The 26,362-nt window shown below is 62.7% G+C and carries 27 protein-coding genes; 10 read left to right on the top strand and 17 right to left on the bottom strand.

From position 1 onward, the window contains the following. On the top strand, nucleotides 1–339 hold a 339-nt coding region (locus J5M66_RS24725; protein ID WP_207817507.1), incomplete at its 5' end, for a DUF6124 family protein. A gap of 110 nt (nucleotides 340–449) precedes the next feature. Here J5M66_RS24725 and J5M66_RS24720 read toward each other — a convergent pair. Genes J5M66_RS24720 through cpaB form a run of 8 tightly spaced genes read right to left on the bottom strand, consistent with a single transcriptional unit; the run spans nucleotide 450 to nucleotide 7,897 of the window. Further along, nucleotides 450–722 carry a DUF3613 domain-containing protein gene (locus tag J5M66_RS24720; protein ID WP_016771842.1) on the bottom strand — a complete coding sequence of 91 codons (273 nt, stop codon included), beginning with the start codon at nucleotides 720–722 and terminating at the stop codon, nucleotides 450–452. 9 nt (nucleotides 723–731) lie between these two features. Continuing rightward, a complete protein-coding gene (locus tag J5M66_RS24715; RefSeq protein WP_016771841.1) occupies nucleotides 732–1,454 on the bottom strand; it encodes a tetratricopeptide repeat protein in 723 nt (240 codons plus the stop codon). Nucleotides 1,455–1,477: 23 nt separating this feature from the next. Beyond that, entirely contained in the window at nucleotides 1,478–2,362 is an 885-nt protein-coding gene (locus tag J5M66_RS24710; RefSeq protein ID WP_024011441.1) for a type II secretion system F family protein, read from the bottom strand. A 1-nt stretch (nucleotide 2,363) separates the two neighbouring features. Beyond that, nucleotides 2,364–3,248 (bottom strand): type II secretion system F family protein, encoded by an 885-nt coding sequence (locus tag J5M66_RS24705; protein WP_207809452.1) that lies wholly within the window; start codon nucleotides 3,246–3,248, stop codon nucleotides 2,364–2,366. A gap of 17 nt (nucleotides 3,249–3,265) precedes the next feature. Beyond that, nucleotides 3,266–4,534 carry a CpaF family protein gene (locus tag J5M66_RS24700; protein ID WP_039763729.1) on the bottom strand — a complete coding sequence of 423 codons (1,269 nt, stop codon included), beginning with the start codon at nucleotides 4,532–4,534 and terminating at the stop codon, nucleotides 3,266–3,268. Then, nucleotides 4,531–5,721: a pilus assembly protein gene (locus J5M66_RS24695; RefSeq protein ID WP_123443887.1), complete on the bottom strand. Its 1,191-nt coding sequence runs from the start codon at nucleotides 5,719–5,721 to the stop codon at nucleotides 4,531–4,533. Before J5M66_RS24695 ends, J5M66_RS24700 begins: the two co-directional genes overlap by 4 nt. Continuing rightward, complete coding sequence (locus J5M66_RS24690) at nucleotides 5,718–6,935, bottom strand: type II and III secretion system protein family protein (RefSeq protein ID WP_123443886.1); 1,218 nt, start codon at nucleotides 6,933–6,935, stop codon at nucleotides 5,718–5,720. Before J5M66_RS24690 ends, J5M66_RS24695 begins: the two co-directional genes overlap by 4 nt. 20 nt (nucleotides 6,936–6,955) lie before the next feature. After that, nucleotides 6,956–7,897 carry a Flp pilus assembly protein CpaB gene (cpaB, locus tag J5M66_RS24685; RefSeq protein WP_207809450.1) on the bottom strand — a complete coding sequence of 314 codons (942 nt, stop codon included), beginning with the start codon at nucleotides 7,895–7,897 and terminating at the stop codon, nucleotides 6,956–6,958. Nucleotides 7,898–8,226: 329 nt separating this feature from the next. On the opposite strand from cpaB, the gene J5M66_RS24680 reads away from it, so the two are divergent. The 4 genes from J5M66_RS24680 (at nucleotide 8,227) to J5M66_RS24665 (ending at nucleotide 10,264) form a co-directional block, all read left to right on the top strand. Continuing rightward, the gene (locus tag J5M66_RS24680) at nucleotides 8,227–8,442 is read left to right on the top strand and encodes a Flp family type IVb pilin (RefSeq protein WP_130911677.1); all 216 of its coding nucleotides are present in this window, start codon (nucleotides 8,227–8,229) and stop codon (nucleotides 8,440–8,442) included. 112 nt (nucleotides 8,443–8,554) lie between these two features. Beyond that, nucleotides 8,555–8,767: a Flp family type IVb pilin gene (locus J5M66_RS24675; protein WP_110603764.1), complete on the top strand. Its 213-nt coding sequence runs from the start codon at nucleotides 8,555–8,557 to the stop codon at nucleotides 8,765–8,767. A 71-nt stretch (nucleotides 8,768–8,838) separates the two neighbouring features. Further along, on the top strand, nucleotides 8,839–9,246 hold the full coding sequence (locus tag J5M66_RS24670) for a response regulator (RefSeq protein WP_207809448.1): 408 nt from the start codon (nucleotides 8,839–8,841) through the stop codon (nucleotides 9,244–9,246). Between the two features lie 523 nt (nucleotides 9,247–9,769). Further along, complete coding sequence (locus J5M66_RS24665; RefSeq protein WP_207809446.1) at nucleotides 9,770–10,264, top strand: hypothetical protein; 495 nt, start codon at nucleotides 9,770–9,772, stop codon at nucleotides 10,262–10,264. Here the strand turns inward: J5M66_RS24665 and J5M66_RS24660 are convergent. From J5M66_RS24660 to J5M66_RS24640, 5 genes are all read right to left on the bottom strand, one after another. Continuing rightward, on the bottom strand, nucleotides 10,230–10,592 hold the full coding sequence (locus tag J5M66_RS24660) for a DUF6124 family protein (protein WP_041479635.1): 363 nt from the start codon (nucleotides 10,590–10,592) through the stop codon (nucleotides 10,230–10,232). The two genes, J5M66_RS24665 and J5M66_RS24660, sit on opposite strands and share 35 nt — an antisense overlap. Before the next feature lie 520 nt (nucleotides 10,593–11,112). Further along, nucleotides 11,113–12,783 carry a POTRA domain-containing protein gene (locus J5M66_RS24655; protein ID WP_125926214.1) on the bottom strand — a complete coding sequence of 557 codons (1,671 nt, stop codon included), beginning with the start codon at nucleotides 12,781–12,783 and terminating at the stop codon, nucleotides 11,113–11,115. A gap of 134 nt (nucleotides 12,784–12,917) precedes the next feature. Continuing rightward, the gene (locus tag J5M66_RS24650) at nucleotides 12,918–14,492 is read right to left on the bottom strand and encodes a collagen-like triple helix repeat-containing protein (RefSeq protein ID WP_122751749.1); all 1,575 of its coding nucleotides are present in this window, start codon (nucleotides 14,490–14,492) and stop codon (nucleotides 12,918–12,920) included. A gap of 303 nt (nucleotides 14,493–14,795) precedes the next feature. Then, on the bottom strand, nucleotides 14,796–15,650 hold the full coding sequence (locus tag J5M66_RS24645; RefSeq protein WP_123443881.1) for a MaoC/PaaZ C-terminal domain-containing protein: 855 nt from the start codon (nucleotides 15,648–15,650) through the stop codon (nucleotides 14,796–14,798). A gap of 2 nt (nucleotides 15,651–15,652) precedes the next feature. Then, nucleotides 15,653–17,005, bottom strand: a complete 1,353-nt coding sequence (locus J5M66_RS24640) for a 3-oxoacyl-ACP reductase (RefSeq protein WP_207809444.1) — start codon at nucleotides 17,003–17,005, stop codon at nucleotides 15,653–15,655. A 257-nt stretch (nucleotides 17,006–17,262) separates the two neighbouring features. Here J5M66_RS24640 and J5M66_RS24635 point away from each other — a divergent pair, with 257 nt between their 5' ends. From J5M66_RS24635 to J5M66_RS24625, 3 genes are all read left to right on the top strand, one after another. Further along, the gene (locus J5M66_RS24635; protein ID WP_207809441.1) at nucleotides 17,263–18,540 is read left to right on the top strand and encodes an acetyl-CoA C-acetyltransferase; all 1,278 of its coding nucleotides are present in this window, start codon (nucleotides 17,263–17,265) and stop codon (nucleotides 18,538–18,540) included. A 332-nt stretch (nucleotides 18,541–18,872) separates the two neighbouring features. Next, nucleotides 18,873–19,769, top strand: coding sequence for a PA4780 family RIO1-like protein kinase (locus J5M66_RS24630; RefSeq protein WP_016771829.1), 897 nt, complete (start codon nucleotides 18,873–18,875; stop codon nucleotides 19,767–19,769). Nucleotides 19,770–19,936: 167 nt separating this feature from the next. Continuing rightward, complete coding sequence (locus tag J5M66_RS24625) at nucleotides 19,937–21,145, top strand: MFS transporter (protein WP_207809439.1); 1,209 nt, start codon at nucleotides 19,937–19,939, stop codon at nucleotides 21,143–21,145. Here J5M66_RS24625 and cueR read toward each other — a convergent pair. The 3 genes from cueR to J5M66_RS24610 form a co-directional block, all read right to left on the bottom strand. Next, the gene (gene cueR, locus J5M66_RS24620) at nucleotides 21,099–21,512 is read right to left on the bottom strand and encodes a Cu(I)-responsive transcriptional regulator (RefSeq protein ID WP_016771827.1); all 414 of its coding nucleotides are present in this window, start codon (nucleotides 21,510–21,512) and stop codon (nucleotides 21,099–21,101) included. The two genes, J5M66_RS24625 and cueR, sit on opposite strands and share 47 nt — an antisense overlap. Further along, entirely contained in the window at nucleotides 21,509–23,902 is a 2,394-nt protein-coding gene (gene cueA / locus J5M66_RS24615) for a heavy metal translocating P-type ATPase (protein WP_207809437.1), read from the bottom strand. Before cueA ends, cueR begins: the two co-directional genes overlap by 4 nt. Nucleotides 23,903–24,140: 238 nt before the next feature. Then, complete coding sequence (locus J5M66_RS24610; protein ID WP_207809435.1) at nucleotides 24,141–24,524, bottom strand: hypothetical protein; 384 nt, start codon at nucleotides 24,522–24,524, stop codon at nucleotides 24,141–24,143. Nucleotides 24,525–24,672: 148 nt separating this feature from the next. On the opposite strand from J5M66_RS24610, the gene J5M66_RS24605 reads away from it, so the two are divergent. Continuing rightward, a complete protein-coding gene (locus tag J5M66_RS24605; protein ID WP_125926206.1) occupies nucleotides 24,673–24,870 on the top strand; it encodes a cation transporter in 198 nt (65 codons plus the stop codon). 87 nt (nucleotides 24,871–24,957) lie between these two features. After that, nucleotides 24,958–26,154 carry a multidrug effflux MFS transporter gene (locus J5M66_RS24600; RefSeq protein ID WP_024011460.1) on the top strand — a complete coding sequence of 399 codons (1,197 nt, stop codon included), beginning with the start codon at nucleotides 24,958–24,960 and terminating at the stop codon, nucleotides 26,152–26,154. Nucleotides 26,155–26,171: 17 nt separating this feature from the next. On the opposite strand, the gene J5M66_RS24595 is transcribed toward J5M66_RS24600, so the two are convergent. Further along, nucleotides 26,172–26,345: a hypothetical protein gene (locus J5M66_RS24595; protein ID WP_168772664.1), complete on the bottom strand. Its 174-nt coding sequence runs from the start codon at nucleotides 26,343–26,345 to the stop codon at nucleotides 26,172–26,174. Nucleotides 26,346–26,362: the final 17 nt, after the last annotated feature.

Below are 26,362 nucleotides of genomic sequence, written 5' to 3'. Positions count from 1 at the left end.
CCCTCATCCCCCGCCACCCCGCTCGAAGACGCCATGCGCGCCGACGATCTTGTGAAAAACCGCGAAGCGATAAAACGCGCGCTCGATTTCTATCTCTGCCCCGAACCCGCAAAACCGCACCCGCCCAGCGCGCTGTTCATGGTGGTGCCCAATGTCGATACCGAAAGCTTGTTGGCGCATGCCTGTGAGTCGCTGGCGTCAGCGAGTGCGATGGCGAGTAATTTCGCTGGCGAGTTGAGCGGGTTTCAGCGCAGCACGGCGTTGGCGATTCAGCAGATTGTCATGCTGGCCGAGCTAGCCGTGAATCGAGCGCTGGATCGGGTTGATCCGCAGACCTGACCTGCGACGGCGTTATCGTTCTTCGCGAGCAGGCTCGCTCCCACCGAAAGCACGCGGTCGACTGTGGGAGCGAGCCTGCTCGCGAAGGGGCCTTCAAGGGCTCCACCAGACTAATTCTTGCTCTCGATCTTCCCGCCCGCATCCGGATCGTAAAAATCCGGGATCTCGTACTGGTATTTCTTCAGCCAGCGCTGCATCGCCAGTTCGCGTTCGGTGGCTGTTGCACTCTGAGGTTTCGGCGAGGCGGCTTTGTTGCGGCTTTGCAGGACCAGCCAGCCTTCGGTTTCCTGTTGTTGCGCCGAGGCCGGGCCGGTGTCGATGGCGTGGGCGGTGAGGGGCAGGGCGAGCAGGGTCAGGTAGCACAGGCCTTTGCGGATGGTCATGGCTGTCTCCTATTCGAGCGTCGGCGGTAGCGGGTCGATGAAGGCGGCGACGCGGTCGCCGGGTGCGGCTTTGGCGTGGGCCGGGGCTTTGAGTTTTTCTGCGCGTTGCTGCGCTTCGGTGAATTGTTCCGGGGTCAGTTTCGAGCGGCTGACGATTTCCGCAGCTTGCGGCCAGTCGTTCTGGTAGAGCAGCAGGGTGACCATGTTCAGCGTCGCCAGTTGATTGTTCTGGCTCAGCTCGATGGCGGTGAGGAATTCGAATTTCGCTTCGTTGAGGCGCAGTTGGTTGAGGTAGACCACGCCGAGGTCGTTGCGAATTTTCTCGTCGGTGGGTGCCAGGCGCGCGGCGCGTTGCAGGTGGGCCTGGGCCTGGCCGTTGTCGCCACGGGCGGCGTAGACCTGGCCCAGGCCATGTTCGGCCTGGGCGGTGAGGCAGCCGCCGAGCAGGCTGCGGTAGAGCGGCTCGGCTTCGCTGCGACCGAGCAGGCGATAGACCTTGGCTTTGCGCAGGCGCACTTCGCTGAGGTTGTCCGGCAGGCTTTGCAGGTTGGCCAGGCTGGCGTGGAGCTTGCCGTCGCTGGCCAGATCATCGGCGAGGTTCAGCGACAGTTCCTGCTCCGACGTGAGTTTGCTGCAGCTGGACGGCGACAGCAGCGAGGTCCACGGCGCCTGGCCATCCGTGGCGCAGCCGCTGAGCAGCAACAGACTTGCCATGACTATCAGTACTTTCATCAAACGCTCTCCATGAGCCAAGGTCAGTTTGCGAACGCGCGGGCAATGGCGGTGAAGCCCGGGCCGGCCAGTACGATCAGCAGGGCGGGAAACAGAAACAGCATCATCACCACCGACATCTTCGCCGACATTTTCGAGATGTATTCCTGCAGCCGGGTCAGGCGTCGGTCGTCCAGTAATTGCTTGAGCGCCAGCAGTGATTTCATCGCACCGCCGCCCTGGTGGATCAGTTGCTGGAGGATCACGCAGGTGTCGGTGAATTCGTCCACCGCGAGCATCACCGCGGTCTTGTTCAGCTCCTGACCCAGCTCCAGACCCGAGTCGACGCGGCTGAGGATCAGGCGCAGTTCGCTGGTCAGCTCCGGCAGCAGTTTTTGCGCTTCGACGCTGAGCACGCGCAGCGCTTGTTCCACGGCCATGCCGGATTCAAAGAGGATGCGCAGCAGCGGAATGAACGTGGAAATTTCCACGGCGATGGTTTTCTGTCGGCGGGCGGCGGCGTAGGCGAGCAGGCGTTTGGGCAGTAGATAGCCGCCGCCTGCGGCGAACATCGGCGCCATCCAGCGGTGGCTGGTCTGCGGGAAAAACACTTCCTGCAAAAAGATCGCCAGCCCCAGAGCGAGCAGCGGCGTGCCGATCTGGCAGGCGGCGAAGAGCGCGCGTTCGTTGGCGCGGCGCCAGCCGAGGCGGCCGAGCAGGGTCTGGGTTTCGCTGTCGATGCTCACCGAGCCCCGGCCGAAACGGCTGTTGCCCAGCGCGCGCAGCCAATGGCCGAAACGGTTTTCCCGGACCAATTGGCCATGCAAGCGCTGATGCACCTGACGCACGCGGCGGCGCTCGGTGAGCAGGTGATTGCCCAGCAATAACAGCGAACCGAGGAACAATAACAGCGCGGCGAGCCAGACCATTTCAAACGCTCCGCAACATGCGCCACAGCGCCAGACTGCCCAGCACCTGCAACGCGGCGGCGCTGAGCAGCATGGTCTGGCCGCTTTCGTCGTGCCACATGCCGAGCATGTAGCCGGGGTTGGTCAGCATGAAGTAGCTCACCAGAATCAGCGGCAGCAAACCCAAAACCCAAGCGGTCATGCGCGTTTCCCCCGTCAACGCGCGCAGCTGTCGAGCGCCCTGATCGCGCTCGCGGATCAGTTTGATCAGATTCTCCAGCAGCTCACTGGCATTGCCGCCGTAGCGGTGATTGACCTTCAGGCCGAGGGCGAACATGCGCAATTCGTCCTGCTCGTAGAGTTCGGCAAAGTCGCTGACGGCGTCAGGCAAGTTCACCCCCAGTTGCACGTTGCGCTGTACCCGGCCCATGGCCGCTTTCAAGGGATCTTCACTGGCCTCGATGCCGCCCAGCACCGCATCGCTCAGCGTGCGCCCGGACTTGAGGCTGCGCACGGTGTGGTCGAGCAGTTGCGGCAGTTGTTCGATCATGCGGCGGATCCGCCGTCGGTAGCGAATGGCGATGTACAGCCGCAACGCCACGGGCGGGACGAGCAACATGATCAGCAAACCAACCCAGCTCCCGAGCAGAAATCCCAGGCCCATGGCCGCCGCCCACAGGCTCAGCCACAGGCCGAAACGCTCGCTCGGCCGACCCAGTCCTGCACGCAGAAACATCCGTTCCAGCCCCACCCACCTGGTCTGATCGACGGCCAGTTGCGGTTGCCCGGCGGCGAGTCGATTGAGGACTTTTTCCGTCGCGGTCTTGCGCAGGCCTTGCAGGAACAGATAGATCGACAGCCCGAGCAGCATCAGGCAAATGGCGATAAGAATGATCGGTCCCAGCATCTGCGTGCTCCTCGCCGTCAGCCCAGGTGAGCGTCTTGGCGCAGCTTGTCGCCGGCCGGGTTGACCGCTTCGCGGACAAAGCCGAACCCCGTGCGGCGGTCGAGGCGGAACAGGGTGTTGGTGACGTAGACGTCCTCGCGGATGCCGACCACTTCCACCACTTCGCTGACGCAGCGCCGGCCATCGGGCATGCGCGTCAGTTGAATGATCACGTCGAGGGCGGCGCAGATCATCTGGCGCAAGGTGCGTTCGGCGATCGAGCGCCCGGTCAGGCCGACCAGCGTCTCCAGGCGCAGCAACGCGTCCTGGGCATTGTTGGCATGCACGGTGCTCATCGAACCGTCGTGGCCGGTGTTCATCGCGGTGAGCACGTCGACCACTTCGACGCCTCGGATCTCGCCAAGAATGATCCGGTCGGGACGCATGCGCAGGGCGTTGCGAATCAGGTCGCTGGCCTTGACCTCGCCATGACCCTCGGCATTCGGCGGACGGGTTTCCAGACGCACCACATGCGGATGGCCGAGTTGCAGTTCGGCGACGTCTTCGATGGTCACCAGCCGCTCGTGCGGGTTGATCAACTGGCTGAGGATGTTCAACAGCGTGGTCTTGCCGGTGCCGGTGCCGCCACTGATCAGGATGTTGCAGCGCCTGCCCACGGCGTTCTGCAGGAATTCGAAAATCGCCAGATCGATGGTCTGCATCGCCATCAGGTCGGTGCTCTTGAGCATGTCCTTGCGGAACTTGCGGATCGACAGGCATGGGCCGTCGAGGGCAATCGGCGGGATGATCGCGTTGACCCGGCTGCCATCGGGCAGGCGCGCATCGACCATCGGCGAGGACTCATCGAGGCGGCGCCCGAGCGGCGCAAGGATGCGCTGCATGACCCGCTCGACGTGATGCGCATCGATAAAACGCAGATCGCTCTGATGCAAAACGCCGTCGCGCTCGATGAACACCCGGTGCGGGCCGTTGACCAGAATTTCCGTCACCGACGGGTCGCGCAGCAGGACTTCCAGTGGGCCGAATCCGGTGAGTTCGTCGACGATTTCTTCGCCGAGGCGCTCCATCTCGTAGCGCGAGATCGCCAGGTGCAAACGCGCGATGTATTCGGCAACCTTGTCGGTGACGAACTGCGCCAGTTGCTGGCGTGAACCTTCCAGCAGGTTTTTCCCTGACTCCTCGATGGCGTCGATGATGTAGCGGTGCAGGACCAGTTTCAGGCCTTCGTGATCGCTGTTACCGATCGCTCCGCGTGGCGTCGCGCCAAAGAGTTTTTCTGCGCTCATGAGTGACCTCGCAGACGATCAAACCAGGTGACTTTTGGTTTGCTCAAGCCTTCGGAACGCTTGGCCAAACGTTCGCCGAGGGCGCGCAGGCTCTGGGTGAGTTTCTCTCGCGGCGCCAGTTCGAACAGACTCACGCCCTGGTTTTTCGCGTTCAGGCGCACATCGGGACTGAACGCCAGCACGGCGATGACTTCCAGATTGAAGGTCTTGCCCAGGGTATCGGCATCCGGCGCAACGTTGCTCAGGTAGCGATCGATCAGTAAGCGCCCGTGCTCGAGTTTCATGCCTTTCTCGCGCCACTGGTTGAGCACGGCGAGGTTGCGTCGGCAGTTGAGTACGTTCTGGTCGGTGTACCAGAGCAGTTTGTCGCAATGGCTGACGAAGGTGCGCAACGCTTCACTGTCGGCCTGCCCGGTGAGGTTCACGACAATGTGCTGGAAGTGCTGGCGCAGGGCGCTGAGGAGCATGTACAGCTCGGCGGCACTGGTGGATTCCAGCGGCTCGTCGCTGTTGGCGTAAGCAAGAATTCGCAGGCCGTGCTCGGCGCTGGTGAAAGCGCTGTCGATCAGCGTGGCGTCGAGGCGGCGCAAATGACGCAGGGCATCGCCGAAGTGAAACGAACTCTCCAGACCCAACAGCGCCAGACTATCGCCACGCGGCAGACCGAGGTCGAGCAGCAGGGTTTGCTGGCCGCTTTTCTGCACGACCATGGCCATGTGATTGGCGATCAAGGCGCCGTCCGACGCGCCTTGCACACCGTACAGAACGGTGAGGCCGCCGAGCTGGGTGCTAGGTGTAACGGCCGGCAGACGCTTACTCAGGCGCCGCACCAGTCCGGCGACTTCGCTGGAACGCGAGCCATAGGCCACGAAATCCCGTGCGCCGGCGCGCATCGCATTGAGCACCAGCTGATTGTCCATGCCGTCGCCGAGAGCAACGATCGCCAGCATCGGCTTGGCTTCCAGCGCACCTTCGATCAGCGCGCTCTGCGCCACGACGTGCTCGCGATCAAGGCCGACGAAGACCAGATTGGCGAACGTTACATCGACCAGTGCGAGCAATTCGTCGAGGCTGCCGGCACCGGCGCTGATGACCTGGCCGAGTGGCGCGAGAGCGCTTTGCAGCCATTCCAGATCGGTGCTGTTGCGGGTGATGGCGAGGAAGGTCTGGCTGAGATTCTGGTTCATTGCGACAACCCGCTGCGCTTGTCGAAGTTGCCGTTCTCGAGGAAGAACATGCGATAGAAATTCGGGTCGTAATTGCGCAATTTCTCTCCCGGCAACGACGGCAGTCGCGCGTCCGCCGCCAATGGCTGGACCAGGTGCGGGGTGACGATCATCAGCAGTTCGCGCTCTTCGCGCTTGATCTGCGAACCCTTGAAAAACGCGCCGAGGATGGGAATATCGCCCAGGCCGGGAAACTTGTTCACTTGCGAGCTGTTGGTGGTGCTGATCAAACCGCTGATGACGAAACTTTCGCCATCACCCAGTGACACGCTGGTATCGGTGCGGCGGATGGTCAGCGCCGGAACGGTGGTGCCGGCGATGTTCACCGCGTTGGCAAAATCCAGTTCGCTGACCTCCGGGGCGACTTTCAAGGCGATGCGGTCGCGGCCGATGATGGTCGGCGTCAGGGTCAGGCGGATGCCGAACTCCTTGTACTCGATCGACACGCTGTCGCTGCCGGAACTGGGCACCGGAATCGGGATTTCCCCGCCGGCCAGGAAGCTCGCACTTTGCCCGTTCAGTGCCACCAGACTTGGTCGCGCCAGGGTGTAGGCGAAGCCGCTGGTTTCCAGGGCGTTGATGATCGCCATGGTCTTGCCGCCGACCCAGGAGAAGTTGAACAGCGAGTTATCCACCGGCAGGCGCGGCTGCGGTACGCCGTCAATCGGTGGCAGCGTGCCGGGCGAGCCGAACAGGAAATTGCCGCGCGTGCCGATCAGCGACGCCGTGGCTTCCTTGAGTTTGGTGCGGCTGACTTCGACGAAACGGATGTCGGTCTGCACCTGCGATGGCAGGGACGGATCGTCCGACGGCACGCTGCTGGTCAGCGCCGTGGTCGCCGCGCCTTGGACGAAGACCATGGCTTGTTGCGGCTGCGCCGAGCAGGCCGTCCAGACCATCAGGCTGGTCGCGCCGGGGCCGACGCCCGTGAGCAAAAAGGACGAACCGCCATTGGCATGCACGTCGGCAATTTTCGGATCGCCCACTGCCAGCCGAGTGATTGCCACCGGTGACTGCATGTCCTGCTGGAAGCCTTCACCGATTTCGATCACCGAGGGCAGGCGCGGCAGTGCCGAGCAATTGCCCACCGCCGCGAGGGCGGTATTCATCGTCAATGCCAACAACAGCAAGGCCCGGAGCGCCGGTTTCAATGTCGGTCTGAGTCGACTCTGCATGCACGTGAATCCTTGCGCAGTCATGGGGTTTGTTGGCTGATCTGGTTGCCGCGAATGATTTCCACCGCAGGCCTGGGCGCCGCGCCGGCACTGGCGGTGGCAGGTGTTTTTTGCGCGCTGCCCAGGGCGAGTTGAGTGAACTGGAAGAGCTGGCTGTTGGCGCGATCCAGATGCGCGGGCGATTGCGCTTCGCCGGCCCAGTATTTCGCCAGCCGTTGTTCTTCGCTGCTGCGCACCGCGAGACGCAAGGTGCCGACTTGAGTGGCGAGCATCAGGCGGCTGAGCAGTTGTTCCGGCACCGCCAGCACCACGGTGCGTGCGGCGATGCGGCGCTGGTCCTGTTTGAGTTTTTCTTCGGCGCTGAGGTTGGGGGAAACCGGTTGGCCGTCGTTGGTCAGGCCGTACTGATCACCGATCCCGAGCACGCGCAAAGCCGGAACGGCGATCTGCGCCGACTGCTGCAGATTGCTCGCGTCCTCGCGCAGATACAGCAGCACATCAACGTAATCGCCCGGCAGCAACTGCCCGGCGGCACCGATCACTTCATCGACGGCCACGGTCAGTGCGCGCTCGTCGCGGCGAATCATCCGCGCCAGCGCACCGCCAGCCTGGAAGCTTTCGTCATTGAGCCAGGTGCCGGCGCTGAGGTGGCGCCAAGGCGTGCGGCCGACTGCTTGTTCAATGCTGGTCAGGCTGCCGGCCGGTGCGCTGCGCAGTTTTTCCACGGTCACATCGGCGGCGGTCAACGGCGTGAACGGCGCTACATCGTGGAGCAGCACCACCACCGGTTGGCGGGTCTGGTCTTCGGCAATCGCGACAGTCTGTTCAATGCTGACCGCTGGGGCGACGGGCGCCTCGGCGACCGGGGCCGGCTGACGACTGAGCACCAGCCCCCAGTAACCGACAAAAACCGCGCCGAGCAACAGCAGCGCGGCAAGGCCCATGGTGACGCGACTGTTCATGACGGCTCTCCCTTTCCTGCTGCACAACCGACGGCATTTGCTTGTGAAGGGCTTACTCATTCGGCAGCTATGAACATGCAACTATTTCGCTATTTCCAAGCTAGCTGATCCAAGCAAAAGCGCCATTAATGACAGGCAAATAACCCACCAAAAGTATGAGTCCTGGCCAATTTACGGCAGGAAGTGGCCGAGACACATTGGCATTAATGCTTTGTGATTAATGCGTTCTTACAGTTGTTGGGCGGGGGTTTGTTGACAATGCTCAAGTGGCCCGGTGGAACCTTGCCGCGGTGGTGATGTCGGCGCCAGAGGCGCGAAGGAGTGGAGCTATGTTTGGTGTAACTTTCGATTATCTGCTCGCCAGGGCTCGCGCGTTTGCCCGCAGCGAAGAGGGTGCTTCAGCGATTGAGTATGCGATTGTGGTGGCGATGGTGGCAGTTGTTGTCGTCGTGTTCGTGACGCCGATCGGCGCGAAGGTACTCGCGATATTCAACTCGGTACTGACCTCGCTGGGCGGTACAGCGCAAGTGCGTCCGACCACTTGATGGCTATCTCTTCTTCCTGTTCGGTGTCTGTGCGTAAGTGACAGGTGCGCCCAGGCATTGACAGGACCTCCGTTTGCCAGCGTCCGACCATGTCGGCGCGAGGAGAATGTCCATGCTGCTTGATTATTTGCTGACGCGGGTTCGAGCATTTCTGGCTAGCAGTGACGGTGCCTCTGCCATCGAATATGCGATTGTCGTGGCGATGGTTGCCGTGGTGGTTGTGGTGTTTGTGACACCGGTTGGCGCGAAGGTACTGGCGATTTTCAACAGTATCCTGGTGTCGCTCGGTGGCACCGCGCAGACGGCTCCGGTGCAGACGCCCTGATTGAAGTGCCGGTCGCGTCTGGCCAACGGCGCGCTACACTGAGATTTACTTTCAGTATTTCGGGGCTGCCCATGAATTCTCCCTCGCTGCCGCGCCAACAGTTGCTTCTGGTTGACGATGAAGAAGACGCGTTGCTGGAGTTGGCGGAGTTGCTGGAGGGGGAGGGGTTTGTCTGTCATACCGCGACGTCGGTGAAGCTGGCGTTGCATCTGTTGACCCGGCATCCGGATATTGCTTTGGTGATTACTGATCTGCGTATGCCCGAGGAGTCGGGCATGTCGTTGATCAGGCGGTTGCGTGAGCATACGTCGCGGGCGCATTTGCCGGTGATTGTGATGTCGGGGCATGCGGATATGGAGGATGTCAGCGATATGTTGCGGTTGCAGGTGCTGGATCTGTTTCGCAAGCCGATTTATCACGTGAGGTTGTTGGAGACCCTGGATAATCTGTTTCCCAAGCCTCGGGTTCAGGCTGGGTGAACTCGGCGGCCTTTGGGCCGACCGTGTTCTTGGGGGGTGGGTGAATATCCGTTGCTGCGGGTGTGGCGGCTGGCGGTTTCGCCCTTACGGCGAGTCACCTTTTTCAAACGCCAAAAAGGTAACCGAAAAGGCTTGCTCCTACGTTCGGCCCTCGCAGGCTCGGGTTCCTTCGCTCCGGGACTGATCCGGGCGCAGCGGCTACGGTTTGCTTCGCTGCACCTCCTTCCGCTGTGTTCGACTGCGTCGAACGGTCGCTGCGCTCCCACGCCCGGATCAATCCCTCCACTCAGCCTTCCGACGTCGCCGGTGGATCAAGATCAAGAGCACTCGAGCTTGCGCTCATTGTTGAGTGGTGCGGCTTCGCCGCGGGCAGCTGCGCTGCTTTGCTTTTGCTTTTGTGGGAGCGAGCCTGCTCGCGAAGGCGGCCTGATAGCCGACCTGTTTCTCACTGAACGCACCCGATCAAACTGTGGGAGCTGGCTTGCCAGCGAAGGCGGCCTGCCAGCCGACCTGTTTCTCCCTGATGTACTCGATTCAAACTGTGGGAGCGAGCCTGCTCGCGAAGGCGGCCTGCCAGCCGACCTGTTTCTCGCTGATGTACTCGATTCAAACTGTGGGAGCGAGCTTGCTCGCGAAGGCGGCCTGCCAGCCAACCTGTTTCTCACTGAACGCACCCGATCAAACTGTGGGAGCGAGCCTGCTCGCGAAAGCGGCCTGCCAGCCGACCCATTTCTTCCTGATGTACATCAATCCTGTGGGAGCTGGCTTGCCAGCGAAGGCGGTCAGCCAGCCAACCTGTTTCTCACTGAACGCACCCGATCAAACTGTGGGAGCGAGCCTGCTCGCGAAGGCGCCCTGCCAGCCAACCCATTCCTGCCTGATGTACATCAATCCTGTGGGAGCTGGCTTGCCAGCGAAGGCGGCCAGTCAGCCAGCAACGCTCTGCCTGACTCACCACCTGCGCAATCAACCTCTTGCTCTTGTCACTCCGGCACAAGCCTGTCCAGTACGCGGTTGACCGCCAGTTCGCCCAGCATGATCACTTGCTGTATTCCCAACAGGGAGCTGCGCTGTGGTCCATCGATAAATCCGGCGAGGTCGCTGGCCATGATGCTTGCCGAGGCCAGTGATTCGCAGGCATGGACCAACAGGGTTTCGTTGTCCGCAGCCGGGTCGACGATGAACAGGGTGCTGGGTTTGCGCGGTGCGGCAGGGTCTTTGATGAGGCGGGGGTTGAGGTAGTAATCGATGGCGCGGTCGGCGGCTTCCTTGAGTTTTTGCGCTTCGACGAGCGGGTCGGCGAAAGTCGGATCGGCAAGGGGTGGATCGGGCGTTATCTTTTTCACGGGCTCAGTCTCCTGATGGAGTAGGGCCGCAACCCGTTCGCGACTAAACGAAAGGGAGGCAGCTGCACGCAGGTTAGTCGACCGATGAGCCACGAAATCGGCGCGCCCGAAGGCGCCCTGCGCACAGCCACCATCAAGTGCAGGTATGCAATACCTGGCTGACAGGAACCTGTGCGTCGTGGACAAGCGGGCGACTAAACCCGACCACTGATGAGCAGTGGCAGACAGACGATAGAACCCGCGCCCCAGGCGCACAAGCCGGCGGATTCTGGCGTAGCCGTAGGCAACGGCGCAAGGATTTGTGGGCTGTTGCGAGGTAACGGGGCGTGTGTTTAAACGGCTGGTTTAAGCGCTGCGATAAATCGGTTGAATAGCCGAACGCTTTCGCGAGCAGGCTCGCTGCCACAGGGACGGCGGTTGTGCTCAGACACCATGAACACCGCCGAATCTGTGGGAGCGAGCCTGCTCGCGAAGGCGGTGCGTCAGTCAAAAAAATCCTGACTGACACACCGCTCGGCCCTTACAACTGGTAACTGAAACTGATGCTGTAGCGAGGCTTGCGATTCAACGTGTCCAGCGCTTCATCGGACATGGCCTTCGCCACTTCCAGGGCGACGTTGTAGTACTTGGCATCGCCGAACCTCAGCCCGACGGCTGTCGATGACAGGTTGTTGGCCTGCACCGGCAGTTGGTTGAACCAGCTGCGCGAGCGGTCGACGACGACGTAGGGTTGCAGGATGCGCACCCAGTTGCCGTCGCGGTTGAAGCTGTAGTTGACCTCGTAAGCGACGCCCCAACCCTTGTCGCCCGAGGCCTGGTCGTCGGGGTAGCCACGGCCGAAGTTCTGCCCGCCGAACACGGCGCGTTCGCTGTCGGGCAAGGTGTCGTCGCTCCAGTACAGCGCCGCCGAGAGCACGCCTTGCCAGTTGTCGAGGAACTTGTCGCTCTGCACGCCGGACAGTCTGACGCGGAAGAAATCCAGGTCGATGTCGTCGTAGTTGGTGTGCGCGCCGAGGCTGTCGAAGCCCTGGTAGACGCCGGCACTGAGGATGCGCAGTTGGCGGGCGTCGGCCTTGCGCCAGTCGCCTTCGAAAGCCAGGGCGCGGACGTCGGTGCGCAGTTCGGTGCTGAAGGGAAAGTTGATGCCGTCGTAGCGCGTCTTGTCGTCGACCGCATACAAGCGCGAGCCGGCGGTCAGCAGTTCGTTGGCGGAGGCGATCAGGGGCGTGCTGAATCCGATCGAGTAGCGATCGTTCTCGCGGTGGGTACTCAGGCGTCCGCCACCGCCGACCAGCACTTCGGTGTCCGGGTCGGCGCGGTAACGCGAGGCCGAGACGTTGAGTTGCGTGCCTTCGGTATCGAGGAACTGGCTGTAGTCGAGACGGTAGTAATGTTCTTTGTCGTCGCCCGGTGGGAACAGGCCGCTGAGGCTCAACTGTTCGCCCATCGACGTCTGCGAATTGCTGCTGATACCGAGCAACGCCTGCGGGCCGTTGCGGTTGTCTTCGGTGGTGCTCAGGGTGCTGGTGAACGGTTTGCGACTGGCCTGGGCGACCAGTGTGGTCGCGCCATCGGTGGTGCCCGGTGGCGGCACTTGCGCTTGAATGGTGACGCCGGGAATGCGGCTCATCAGCGTGGTGTAGCGCTCGAAGGTCTTGCGCGTCAGCGGGCGTTCGGCCTGGATTTTCGCGGCGAGTTTGTCGAGCAGACTTTTGACCCGGCCGATGTCGCCCTGCATCTGGATATCGCGCACGTAGCCCTCGACCAGTACCACCCGCGCCACGCCGTCATCGAAGTTCTGTTGCGGCAGGAACGCGTAGGACAACAGATAGCCGTCCTGCTGATAGCGGCGGGTGATGTTGCGCGTGGCTTCGATCAGTTCGGCAAGGCTGGCCTGGCGGCCGATCAGGGGCTTGTAGATTTCCGCGAGTTCGTTGAGCGGGTAGATCGTGCCGCCTTCGATCTGCACGGTCTTGAGGTCGACCTTGGTTTCCATCAGCAGTGGCTGTGCGGCGGTCGCACCCGGGTCCGGCACTTGCAGCGGCGCCGCGCTCGGCCGATAGGCGTCGGCGGGCAGGTTGGGTACGGGGAGGTTGCGGATGGTTTCGTTACTGTTGAGAAAGCTGGGCAAGGTGTCGGCGAGGGCAGCGGAACTGAGGCTCAGGCACAGCAGGGATGCCAGTACGCGCATAGGACACTCCATGGTCAGAACACAGCACAGGGCAAGTTTTTCCTTAGAAAAAAGGCGGAAGACTCGTGGGAATCTTCCGCCCTCAACCAAGCGTAGGCGCTGTAGGTAAGGCCGTCGAATCGGCCAGGTGCAATTCAGCGTTTGTTGCCGCCCAGCGCGCCGGTCAGGCCGCCGAGTACCCCGCCCAGACCGCCAGTTGTGCCGCCAGTGGCAGTGCCGCCGTTGACCAGGCCACCGACCGCTGCCACGGTGCCGCCGACGTTGGTAACCAGACCGCCGACAGCAGTGGTGACCGGATTGTTGGTGGCGGCAATCGCTCCGCCGAGATTGCCGACGGCGGCGCCCACCTGATTTGTAAGACCAGCGACCGGAGTGCCGAGACCGGTAGCGGCGCCGACCTGTTGAGTGACAGTGGTGACCGCGCTGGTGACCGGATTGAGGCCCGCACCGACTGCGGCGCCGACACTGGCCAGCGGCGACGTGGTTGCAGTGATCGGTGTGCCCGAGCCGCCGAGTACGGTGTTGATCGACGCAATCGTGTTGCCCAGCCCGCCAGCGGTGACGCCGCCGGCACTGACCACGCCGCTGGTGCTGCCGGCATTCAGACCGCTGCCGACGTTAACCACCGCACCACCGACAGTTTGCAACAGACCGGTGCCGCCCAGCCCGCCACCGATGCCACCGATGCCGCCAGTACCCGAGCCAGTGCCATTGGACACCAGGCCGCCCGCTTTGCCGACCGCCGTGCCGGTGTTGCTCAGGGCGCCGCCGAGGGTGTTGGTCAGGGCATTGCCGCTGCCTGCGTCGGTGACTTTGCCGCCAAGGCTGTTCACCGTGCCGCCCACTTTCGAGATCACCCCTTTGAGCGGATCACCCAGACCGGTGGCATCGCCGAGTTTGTCAGTGGTGCTTTCGACCATGGCGATCACCGGCACCAGGCCGCTGCCGACCTTGTTGGTCAACTGGCTGGTCGGGCCGCTGCTCAGTGAGGTGTTGAGGGTGTCGCCAAGCATGGTGACTTTTTCACCGATGCCATCAACCAGCGGCGCCACGCGGGTGACTACGCCGCCCACGACGGGAACGCTACGGGTCGCGGTGTTGAGTTTGACGCTGAGGTCCGACACGCCGTCGCCAACATCGGAAACCACGCCGCCAACCGAGGCGACGGTGGTGGTCAGGCCATTGGGGTCAGTGGCCAGTTTGCCGATGCCATCAGTGACGCCATCGCCCAAGGTGCTGACCACGTTGCCGGTGGTGTTGGCCACGCTTTGCACGATGCCGCCAGCGACCGGAACAGTACTCAGTGAATCGCCGATCTGGCCGACGCCATCGCCGACACCGCTGACGGTTTTGCCGACATCTTGAACAAGTGTTGTGGTCACCAGCGAAGGTGCAGCGGGATTGGTCGGGTTGGTGGGATCGGTCGGGTCTGTCGGATTGGTTGGGTTGGTCGGATCGGTGCCACCGCCGGTACCGCCAGTGCCACCGGTTCCGCCGCCAGTGCCGCCGGTGCCACCAGTGCCGGCAGTATCGCCGCCGGTTCCGCCGCCCGCGCCACCGCTGCCATCGGTGCCCGCCGTGCCGTCCGCCGTCGAGCTGCCCGAACTGCTGCGATGACCGCCACCGCCGCTGCTGCAGCCGACGAGGCCGACCGAAAGAATCAGTGCCAGCGCGATTGCCGATTTGGACCACATCACTTGAGTTTTCATGATTGAGATTCCTGCACCTGTCACAACGTTACGTTGCCTTCGATGGCTCGCCGATCTGTCGTCGGCGATGCCTCGTCCGTGGCTGTAATCTCAGTCGACGGCAGGTTTTTCACCATTCTCAAGTTGGTATTAACCCCTTTATATAGAGGGCCCGGCGCAATGCCGAAGGACTAATACCCAGGTAATAAACGGGCAAAAAAAAGCCTTGATATTCAAGGCTAGTTTTTTTGCAGAGCGGCGGGCAGGGGGCGGAAAAACTTAAGTGATATATACACAATTAACGGGTTTTTCCGCCCCGCCAGATCAGGCGATCGGTTGCCACTGACCGACCATATGTTCCAGGTCGCCGGCACCGATCAGGCGCAACTCACCGCTGGAACCCGCGGCACTGGCCAGCAATGTCACTTCACTGGGCAGGCGCACCGGTTTGCGAAAGTGCACGGCGATTTCCAGGTTGGCTTTGGGCAGGTGATCAGAGAGTGCCGCCAGTGTGCGCGCCTTGTTCCAAAGTCCGTGCGCGATCGCGGTGGGAAACCCGAACAGTTTGGCGCTCGGCGCACTCAGGTGAATCGGGTTGTAGTCGCCGGAGACTTTCGCATACTGGCGACCGATATCGGCCGGCGCAGTCCAGCGCGCCACTTCGAGCAAGTCCTGTGACGGCTGCCATTCCTGAGCCAGCGCTTCGCCCTCGTGTTTTACCCCGCGACAGAGCATCCGGCTTTCGGCTTCCCACAGCGGCCCGAGCTGATCGTCGAGGGTGGTCAACAGATCGAACGTCGCGCCCTTGGCATGCGGTTGCAGATTGTGCACACGCACGCTGACTTGCGCGCGACTGATCGCGCCCATTGGCCGCAACACGCGGATGCGGTTGCTCAGGTGAATCAGCCCCAGCAGCGGGAACGGAAAGTCCCTGGCCGTGAGCAATTGCATCTGCAAGGCGAAGGCGAGGATGTGTGGATAGGTCGGCGGCAGCAGGCCGTCATCGACGAAGCCGCAGACTTTGCGATAGGCCGCCAGTCGTTTGCCGTCGATATCGACCCAGCAGCGCAGGCCGCTGTCGGGCAGTTGCGTACCGGTGATTTTGCGTCGCGTCGCTGCGCGCGAGTACAGCGCGGGCAGACTCGGTTCGCGATCCAGCGTGTGCCATTCAATGCTCATGCTCAGGCCCCCAGAACACTTTGGCCGCAGACCCGCAGCGCTTGGCCGGTGAACGCGCCCGTGCCCGGTTGCGCCAGCCACGCCACGGCTTCGGCGACGTCCTGCGGCAAGCCACCCTGGCCCAGCGAACTCATGCGCCGCCCGGCCTCGCGCAGGCCGAACGGAATGTGCGCAGTCATTTGCGTTTCGATGAAACCGGGGGCGACGGCGTTAATGCTGATGCCGCGTTCCAGCAGCGTCGGCGCCCATGCCTGGGCCAGACCGATCAGGCCAGCCTTGCTCGCCGCGTAGTTGGTTTGCCCGCGATTGCCGGCGATGCCGCTGATCGAGGCGAGCAGGACCACCCGTGCGTTGTCGCGCAGGGTGCCGCTGTCGAGCAGCGCCTTGGTCAGCACTTGCGGGGCATTGAGGTTGACGGCCAGCACCGCGTCCCAGAATTCCGGGGTCATGTTGGCCAGGGTTTTGTCACGAGTGATGCCAGCGTTGTGCACGAGGATGTCGAGGCCGTCGGGCAACTGTTCGATCAATTGCGCGGCGGCGTCATCGGCGCAGATATCGAGGGTGATCGCACGGCCGCCGAGGCGCGCGGCGAGGGCTTCGAGATCGGTCTTGGCCGGCGGTACGTCGAGCAGAATCACCTCGGCGCCATCCCGGGCGAGGGTTTCGGCAATCGACGCGCCGATTCCGCGTGCAGCACCGGTGACCAACGCCTTGCGCCCGGCCAGCGGTCGGGTCCAGTCAGTCACTGGCGTGGCGCACGCGGTCAGGCGAATCACCTGGCCGGAAACGAATGCACTTTTCGGCGAGAGGAAGAATCGCAGCGGGCCTTCCAGTTGATCTTCGGCACCTTCGCCGACGTAGATCAGCTGCAAGGTGCCACCGCCGCGCAGCTCTTTGGCCAGCGAGCGCGAGAAGCCTTCGAGTGCTCGCTGCGCACTGGAGGCGAACGGATCACCCAGGGTTTCCGGCGCGCGGCCGAGAATCACCAGATGCGCGCTATGGTCGAGATTTTTCATCAATGGCTGGAAGAATTCGCGCAGTTGCTTGAGCTGGTCGGTGTGTTGCAGAGCGCTGGCGTCGAACACCACCGCTTTGATTTTCGGCCCGTGGCCGGGGATCCACGCGGTGGCCAGCGAGGGCTCGGTGCCGTAGCTGTAGATCGCATCGGTCAAGTGGTTGGCAAACCCGCTGATCCGTTCGGCCAGCGGCCCGCCACCGAGCAACAGGGCGCCCTCGATCGGCCGCAGACGCCCCGCCTGCCAGCGTTCCAGCCGCACCGGCGACGGCAGGCCCAAGGCCCCGACCAGACGATGGCCGAAGGATGAGTTGGCGAAGTCGATATAGCGGTCAGACATGGAACGCTCTCCAGAAGTTGGGGTTCAAAGTGTGGACTGTCCACGGCAATCAATCGTTCGATCGGCGCAATAAGGCCTACGCTTGAACACTCAGGTTTAGCAGGTCTTGCAGATAAATGCGGTTCATGTGGGAGCGAGCCTGCTCGCGAAGGCGCCGTATCAGACGTTGAAGTGGCTGAATGTGCCGGCCTCTTCGCGAGCAGGCTCGCTCCCACAGGGATTGGGCAAATTTCGACCATTTGGAACAGGAGTTATCCATGACCCAGCTGCGCCGCGTCGCGATCATCGGCGGTAACCGCATCCCTTTCGCCCGCTCCAACGGGCCGTACGCCACTGCCAGCAATCAGGCGATGCTCACCGCCGCGCTGGAAGGCCTGATCGAACGCTACAACCTGCACGGCCAGCGCATCGGCGAGGTGGTGGCAGGCGCGGTGCTTAAATTGTCACGGGATATGAACCTGACCCGCGAATGCGTGCTCGGCTCGCGCCTGTCTCCAGCGACGCCGGCCTATGACATTCAGCAAGCCTGCGGCACTGGTCTGGAAGCGGCGTTGCTGGTGGCCAACAAGATCGCCCTTGGCCAGATCGACTGCGGCATCGCTGGCGGCGTCGACACCACTTCCGATGCGCCGATCAGCGTCAGCGAAGGCCTGCGCAGGATTCTTCTACAGGCCAACCGCGCCAAGAGCACCGGCGACAAACTGAAAACCCTTTTGCAGTTGCGGCCCCAGCATCTTATTCCCGAATTCCCGCGCAACGGCGAGCCACGCACTGGCCTGTCCATGGGCGAGCACTGTGAGCTGATGGCGCAGACCTGGAATATCCCCCGCGAAGAACAGGATCAACTGGCCCTCGAAAGCCACCACAAACTCGCCGCTTCCTACAGCGAAGGCTGGCACAACGATCTGATGACGCCGTTCCTCGGCCTGACCCGCGACAACAATCTGCGCCCGGACCTGACCCTGGAAAAACTCGCCACGCTGAAACCGGCCTTCGAGAAAAGCGCCAAGGGCACGCTGACGGCCGGCAATTCCACGCCGCTCACCGATGGCGCTTCGGTGGTGTTGCTGGGAAGTGAGGAATGGGCCAAAGCGCGCGGCTTGCCGATCCTCGCTTATCTGCGCGACGGCGAAGCGGCGGCAGTGGATTTCGTCAACGGTGCCGAGGGCCTGCTGATGGCGCCGGTGTATGCCGTGCCACGCTTGCTGGCGCGCAACGGCCTGACCTTGCAGGATTTTGATTACTACGAAATTCACGAAGCCTTCGCCGCGCAGGTCTTGTGCACGCTCAAGGCCTGGGAGGATCCCGAATATTGCCAAACCCGCCTGGGGCTCGACGCACCGCTGGGTTCGATTGATCGCAGTCGGCTCAATGTGAAGGGCAGTTCGCTGGCAGCGGGGCATCCGTTCGCCGCGACGGGCGGGCGCATTGTCGCGAATCTGGCCAAGCTGCTGGATGCGGCGGGCAAGGGGCGAGGGTTGATTTCGATCTGTGCGGCGGGCGGGCAGGGTGTCACCGCGATTATCGAACGCTAAGCAGTATTCCAATGTGGGAGCGAGCCTGCTCGCGAAGGGGTCGTGTCAGTCGCCATCATTCTCTGCCGACAGACCGCTTTCGCGAGCAGGCTCGCTCCCACGGGGTTTCCGATGCATGTGCATGTCAGATTCTGTCGCAAATGCCCTTGCCGACCGATACCAATCAATGCCACGGTCTCGGCTATGATTCGCCCGGGTCGCTGCGATTGATCCGGCACAGTGTGTGCATCCTCAAGGTTCACAGGTCGGCAACCCCTCCCCGTCGGGCGAGGATTGCCGTATAACGAGTGACATTCGCGTGTTTGGTAATAAAGGACCCACAATAAAAGCTGATGAAGACTCCAAAACGCATTGAACCCCTGATCGAGGACGGTCTGGTCGACGAAGTGCTGCGCCCACTGATGAGTGGCAAAGAGGCAGCTGTTTATGTAGTGCGCTGCGGCAATCAGTTACGTTGCGCCAAGGTCTACAAGGAGGCGAATAAACGCAGTTTCCGCCAGGCGGCCGAGTATCAGGAAGGCCGCAAGGTTCGTAACAGTCGTCAGGCGCGGGCCATGGCGAAGGGGTCCAAGTTCGGTCGCAAAGAGACCGAAGACGCCTGGCAGAACGCTGAAGTGGCGGCGCTTTTCCGTCTGGCCGGCGCCGGTGTGCGGGTGCCCAAACCCTATGACTTCCTCGACGGCGTGCTGTTGATGGAGCTGGTGGCCGACGAATTCGGCGACGCCGCGCCGCGTCTGAATGACGTGGTGCTGGAGCCGGATCAGGCGCGCGAATATCACGCGTTCCTGATTTCGCAGATCGTGCTGATGTTGTGTACTGGTCTGGTGCACGGTGACCTCTCCGAGTTCAACGTGCTGCTGACCCCGACCGGCCCGGTCATCATCGACCTGCCCCAGGCAGTCGACGCTGCGGGCAACAACCACGCGTTCAGCATGCTCGAGCGTGACGTTGGCAACATGGCTTCGTACTTCGGCCGTTTCGCGCCGGAATTGAAGAAGACCAAGTACGCCAAGGAAATGTGGGCGTTGTACGAAGCCGGCACCTTGCACCCGAACAGTGTGCTGACCGGCGAGTTCGACGATCCAGAGGACCTGGCGGATGTCGGCGGGGTGCTGCGCGAAATCGAAGCGGCGCGCCTCGACGAGGAACGCAAGCAAGCCATTCGCGCGGCGGACGACGCGCCGAAAGGCAAACCCGAAGAACCGCCTCCACCGCCGTGGATGCAGTGATCGCGTGATGAAAAAGCCCGGCTTCGGCCGGGTTTTTTGTGCCTGCGCACTTTCCGCAAACGCGAGCGTGCCCTTGTAGGAGCTGCCGAAGGCTGCGATCTTTTGCCTTTGCTTCAAGGACAAGATCAAAAGATCGCAGCCTTCGGCAGCTCCTACAAGGACCGTATGTGAGTACCCCACGCAACACCCACCTGATCGTAACCGCCCGGCTGATCTCCGATTTCGGCGCCTTCCTCAACATGGTCGCGCTGGCCACCTACGTCTACCTGCTGAGCAACAATGCCATGAGCGTCGGCATCTTCCTTGCCAGCCGTGTCGGTGGCGGAATCTTCGCCAGTCTGCTCGGCACGCGCTTCTACCGGCGCTGGCAGGGCCGCGCGCCGCTGATTGCGTTCGATCTGTTGCGTGCTGCACTGCTGGGACTGCTGTTGATCACACCGGCGAGTCAGCAGGCATGGCTGTTGCCGTTGATTGCCTTCGGCCTCGGCTTGGGCAATTCGATGTTCGCCATCGGCCTCAACAGCCAGTTGCCGCGTTTGATCGCGCCGGCGCAATTGCTCAAGGCCAACGCCTGGATCACTTCAGCTTCTTCTGCGGCGATGGTCGGCGGCAGTCTGGTGTCGGGGTTGCTGGTGGCTGCTTTCGGTTTCGAAACGGTCTTCGCCCTCAACGCGCTGACCTATGTGCTCGCGGCGCTGCTGATCATGCCGCTGCGTTTCGAAAAAACCGATGTCAGCGAACAACCGGAACGCGGTGAATGGTTTGCGCTGCGGCAGGGCCTGCGTTCAGCGCCTGTGGTCGCGGCCATGCTCGCGGTGACCATGGCCGACACCTTGGGCAGCGCTGCGCACAACGTCGGCTTCCCGATCATTTCGAAACTGCTCACGCCCGAGGCGGCGAGTACGACCTTGGGCCTGGCGCTTGCGGTATGGGCCAGCGGCAAGCTGCTCGGCGCACGCATCGCCAGTCACCTGAAAGGCTCGGAGAACAGCCACCTCGAAAGAAGATTTTTCTGCGGCGTAGCGCTGATGTCCTGCGGTTTCATTCTGATGTTCCAGCAGCACAGCCTCTACGGTCTGCTGCTGTTCGCCTTGCCGGCGGGGCTTGGCGACGGGGTTTCCGAAGTCAGCCTGATGTCACGGCTGCAACGGGAACCTGCGGCGTTGCGCCTGCCGATTTTCAGCGTGCTGACCTTGCTGCAGATGAGCGGTTTCGGCATCGGCATGTTGGTCGCTGCGCCGTTCTATGCGTGGTGGACGCCGGGGGCCGTGGTCATGCTGTTCCACGGCATTCCCCTGGGTACGTTGTGCGTGGTGACGCTGCTGGGGATCAGGCGCGAGCGGGTTGCGCGCAGCAGCCCGACGCCAGTTCCTTGAGGATCGGGCAGTCCGGGCGATGGTCGCCGCTGCAATGCTCGACCAGATCCTGCAGGGTGTCGCGCAACTCGCCGAGCTCGCGGATCTTCTGATTCAGCTCGTCGATGTGCTGGCGCGCCAGTGCTTTCACATCGGCGCTGGCGCGCTGGCGATCCTGCCAGAGGGTCAGCAGCTTGCCGACCTCTTCCAGGGAAAAGCCCAGATCCCGCGAGCGCTTGATAAACGCCAGCGTGTGCAGGTCATCGCTGCCGTACACGCGGTAGCCGCTGTCGGTGCGATTGGCCGCTTTGAGCAGGCCGATCGACTCGTAATAACGAATCATTTTTGCACTCAGGCCACTCTGTCGGGCTGCTTGGCCGATGTTCATCGGTGTTCCTCCAGGTCCTTGGGTTTCCAGGTTTTCAACAGTAGCGCATTGCTCACCACGCTGACGCTCGACAGCGCCATCGCCGCACCGGCCAGCACCGGATTGAGGAAGCCGAACACCGCCAGCGGAATGCCGATCAGGTTGTAGACAAAGGCCCAGAACAGGTTCTGGCGAATCTTCGCGTAGGTCTTGCGACTGATCTCCAGCGCCGCCGGCACCAGTCGCGGATCGCCGCGCATCAGGGTGATACCGGCCGCGTGCATGGCGACGTCGGTGCCGCCGCCCATGGCGATGCCGATGTCTGCGGCGGCGAGGGCCGGGGCGTCGTTGATGCCATCGCCGACCATGGCGACCACGCCGGTTTTCTTCAGCTCGGCCACCGTCGCGGCTTTGTCGGCAGGCAGCACTTCGGCGTGGACATTTTGGATGCCCAGAGCCTCGGCCACCACCCGTGCGCTGCCACGATTGTCGCCGGTCAGCAGGTGGCTCTGGATATCCCGCGCGGCGAGTTGTTGCACAGCTTGCAGAGCGCCGGGTTTCAGCGTGTCACCGAAGGCGAACAGACCCAGCACCTTCGGCTGAGGACTTTGTTCGATCAGCCACGACAATGTGCGGCCTTCGCGTTCCCACGCTTCGGCGGATGTGCTCAATTCACCGGCACTCAAGGCGCTTTCGTCGAGCATCCGCCGATTGCCCAGCGCCAGGCGCCGGCCATCCAGCGTGCCGGCGATGCCGCGTCCGGTCAGCGACTGGCTGTCGCTGACATCGGGCACGTTCAAGCCGCGTTCAGCGGCTGCATCCAGCACCGCTTTGGCCAAAGGATGCTCGCTGCCACGCTGCAACGCACCGGCCAAGGTCAGCAGATTATTTTCGTCACCATCGACCGCGCTGAAGTGCGCGATTCGCGGCGTGCCAGAGGTCAGCGTGCCGGTCTTGTCGAACACCACGCTGCTGACTTCATGGGCGCGCTCCAGCGCTTCGGCGTCCTTGATCAGAATGCCGTGGCGCGCGGCGACGCCGGTGCCGGCCATGATCGCCGTCGGAGTGGCGAGGCCGAGGGCGCACGGGCAGGCGATCACCAGCACGGCGACGGCATTGATCACCGCCGTTTCCAGCGGTGCGCCGTACAGCCACCAGCCGATCAGCGTGGCCAGGGCGATCAGCAACACGGTCGGCACGAAAATCTGGCTGACCTTGTCCACCAGTTTCTGGATCGGCGCTTTCGCCGCTTGCGCGTCTTCGACCAGACGAATGATCCGCGCCAGCACGGTTTCCGCGCCGAGCGCCTGGGTGCGCACCAGCAAACGACCCTCGCCGTTGATCGCGCCGCCGGTGACCTTGTCGCCCGGCTGTTTCGGCACTGGCAGGCTTTCGCCACTGATCAGCGCTTCGTCGGCGTGGCTCTGGCCTTCGACGACTTCGCCATCCACCGGGAAGCGTTCGCCGGGTTTGACCAGCACCAGATCGTCGAGGCGCAGGGCGCTGATCGCAACGTCCTGCTCACGCCCGTCGATGACTTGAATCGCGCGCTCCGGCCGCAACGCTTCGAGGGCGCGAATGGCGCTGGCGGTCTGACGTTTGGCGCGGCTTTCGAGATATTTGCCGAGCAATACCAAAGCGATGACCACCGCCGAGGCTTCGAAATACAGATGCGGCATGCGTCCGGCCGCGCTGGCCCATTCATAGACACTCAGGCCATAACCGGCGCTGGTGCCGAGGGCGACGAGCAGGTCCATGTTGCCGGCGCCGGCGCGCACGGCTTTCCACGCCGCCACATAAAAGCGTGCGCCGAAGATGAATTGCACGGGGGTGGCGAGGGCGAATTGCGCCCAGGCCGGGAGCATCCAGTGAATGCCGAACGGCTGCAGCAACATCGGTAACACCAGGGGCAGAGCGAGGGCGATCGCGCAGATCAATGCCCAGCGCTCGCGATGCAGGCGTTTTTGCTGGTCATCGGACTGTGGCCGTTCAGCTTGCCAGACGCTGGCCGAGTAACCGGCCTTGCTCACCGCGTCGAGCAGGGTTTGCGTATCGACCTGGCCGAGCAATTCGAGGTGCGCACGTTCGTTGGCCAGATTGACGCTGACGCTGCTCACGCTTGGGACTTTGCTCAGGGCACGTTCGACGCGACCGACGCAGGACGCGCAGGTCATGCCGTCGATGCTCAATTCGACGGTTTGCCGGGGCACGCTGTAACCGGCGCGCTCCACGGCTTGCATCAGCGCCGGGAGGCTGTCGCCGGGCGCCTGTACCCGGGCCTTTTCGGTGGCGAGGTTGACGCTGACGGCACTGGCGCCGCTGACCTTGCGCAGCGCCCGCTCGACACGCCCGGCGCAACTGGCGCAGGTCATGCCGGCAATCGGCAGATCGAAAGTGGTGGATTCGGACATCGGTCGCGCTCCCTGTAGTGGATGTCTACAGGATCAACCTTGCCATGCGGGCAAGGTCAAGCACCATTCCGCAAGATGTTGATCGTTCCCACGCTTCGCATGGGAATGCCTCCTGTGACGCTCCGCGTCACGCTTCGGGACGCAGAGCGTCCATGGCTGCATTCCCACGCAGAGCGTGGGAACGATCGGCGATTCTTGTGGGAGCGAGCAGGCTCGCTCCCACAGGTTAGGAATTTGCTCAATAACCGAGATCGGCGCGCTTCAGATACATGCCGTCCTGCGTCATCGCTATCCGGTACTTCTGGATCTCACCCGCTTGCAGTTTAATTTCCTGCGAGCCCGGTGCGAGCATGCCGGGGTTGCAACCCGGTGCCTGGCCCGGCAGCAGTTTCAAGCGCAGCGAAACCTTGCCCGGCGGCAGGTTGAACGAAGTGCTCTGCTCCTGGAACAGGCGCGCCGACAGCTGGTCCTGGATGTACACGCCGATCTCGCACGAGGTCGCCACTTCGAGACGTTCGCGGGAAATGATCAGTACCGCGTAATCCTCGCCGGCGGCTTGCACCTGCGGGACGGCGGCGAAAAGGCTGAGCAAGCCAAACAGGCTCAAAGCTGACCAGCGCATGGCTGAATCTCCTGAATTCCAGTCATTGATGCATGCAGCTTGGCCGAGCGCGGCGCCGAATGCCAGCCCGGCAGTTTTTCGCAGAACTTGACCTTGCCATCGTGGCAAGCTTGAGACTGCCGGCAACCTCACTCAAAGGAGTCTTCCCATGCAAGTGTTCAACGTTCAGGGCATGTCCTGCGGTCATTGCGTCAAAGCCATCACCACTGCGGTGCAGGCGCTGGATCCGGCGGCCAGCGTGCGCGTCGATCTGGCGGCCAAGGAAGTCGGCGTCGAAAGCGCGCTGAGTGCCGACGAGGTGATCGAAGCGATCCGCGAAGAGGGTTATGAGGTGAAGCTCGTCTGAAATTGATCGTTAGCGAGCTATCGGAATGTTCAAGGCGTCCGGGCGCGGCTAGACTGTCGGGCTGCGACTTGCCCACCTGGATGCCTGATGAATTTCCGCACGATTTTGATACTCGGCGCCTTGAGCGCCTTCGGTCCTTTGGCGATCGACTTCTATTTGCCTGCCTTCCCGGCCATGGCACTGGCGTTCGGCACCGATGAGCAGCATGTCCAGCTGACGCTGGCGGCCTACTTCCTCGGTCTGTCGCTGGGCCAACTGGCGTACGGGCCGATTTCCGATCGTTTCGGCCGGCGGCTTCCGCTGCTCAGCGGTGTCGCCCTGTTTACTCTGGCGTCATTGGCCTGCGCCTACGCGCCGAGCCTGGAATGGCTGATCGGCGCGCGTTTCGTCCAGGCACTCGGTGGCTGTGCGGGGATGGTGATCTCCCGTGCGGTGGTTGCCGACAAATGCGATGCGGTGGGCTCGGCGAAGGTGTTTTCCCAGTTGATGCTGGTGATGGGCCTGGCGCCGATTCTGGCGCCGATGCTCGGTGGGCTGCTGGTCAACACCACGGGTTGGCAGTCGATCTTTCTGGTCCTCACCGGATTCAGTGCGGCGGCAGGTCTGGCGGTGGCGTTGGGTCTGCCGGAAAGCATGCCGGCCCACGTGCCGCGCCAACCGTTGTCCGGTGCGTTGCGCCAGTACGCACGGCTGGTCAAGGATTCGGTCTACCTCGGCCACGCCCTGACCGGCGGCATCGCCATCGCCGGCATGTTCGCTTACATCGCCGGCTCCCCGTTTGTGTTCATCAAGCTCTACGGCGTACCCGCCGAGCACTTCGGCTGGCTGTTCGGCACCAACGCGGCAGGGTTCATTCTGGTGGCGCAGGTCAATGCTCGTTTGCTGGCCAAGCGTGGTCCGGCGTTTTTGCTGGTGCGCGCGGTGTGGGTGTACTTCCTCGCCGGGCTGACGTTGCTGGCGGTCAGCGCGATGCGTCCAGAGGCATTGTGGCCGTTGCTGATTCCGCTGTTCATCTGCATTGCCAGCCTCGGCTGCATCATTCCCAACGCCTCGGCTTGCGCAATGAACGGTCAGGGCGCCCGCGCCGGCAGTGCGTCGGCAATGCTCGGTTGCCTGCAATTCAGCATCGCCGCCGGTGCCGCCGCGTTGGTGGGGGTGTTGCACGATGGCAGCGCCGTGCCGATGGCCATGGTCATCAGCCTGTGTGGTTTGCTGGTGGTGAGCGTCGCGCTGCTCACCCGGCGCTTGCAGAATGCCCGGGCGCTGGCGCAAGCCCAGGTCTGAACGCTCGACTTTAGAACTCAGCCGGCGGCGCGCTGCTGGGTGGGTTCGGGAATCCGGTGGGGCGCGCAGAGTCGCGCTTCGAGGGTGCGAGTGAAGGCCAGAGCCTCGGCTTCACTGCGAAAGGTCACGACGTGCTGGTCCAGACGCACCTGCCATTGGGACTTTGCCACTTCTTTTATCAGGATCTTCATTGCTGACCTCCCTTGCG

Origin of the sequence: Pseudomonas sp. 67(2021), assembly GCF_017491835.1 — a bacterium.
Taxonomy (GTDB): domain Bacteria; phylum Pseudomonadota; class Gammaproteobacteria; order Pseudomonadales; family Pseudomonadaceae; genus Aquipseudomonas; species Aquipseudomonas atacamensis.
The sequence above is the reverse complement of the archived record's forward strand: the minus strand, read 5'-3'. Positions and strand labels throughout refer to the sequence as shown.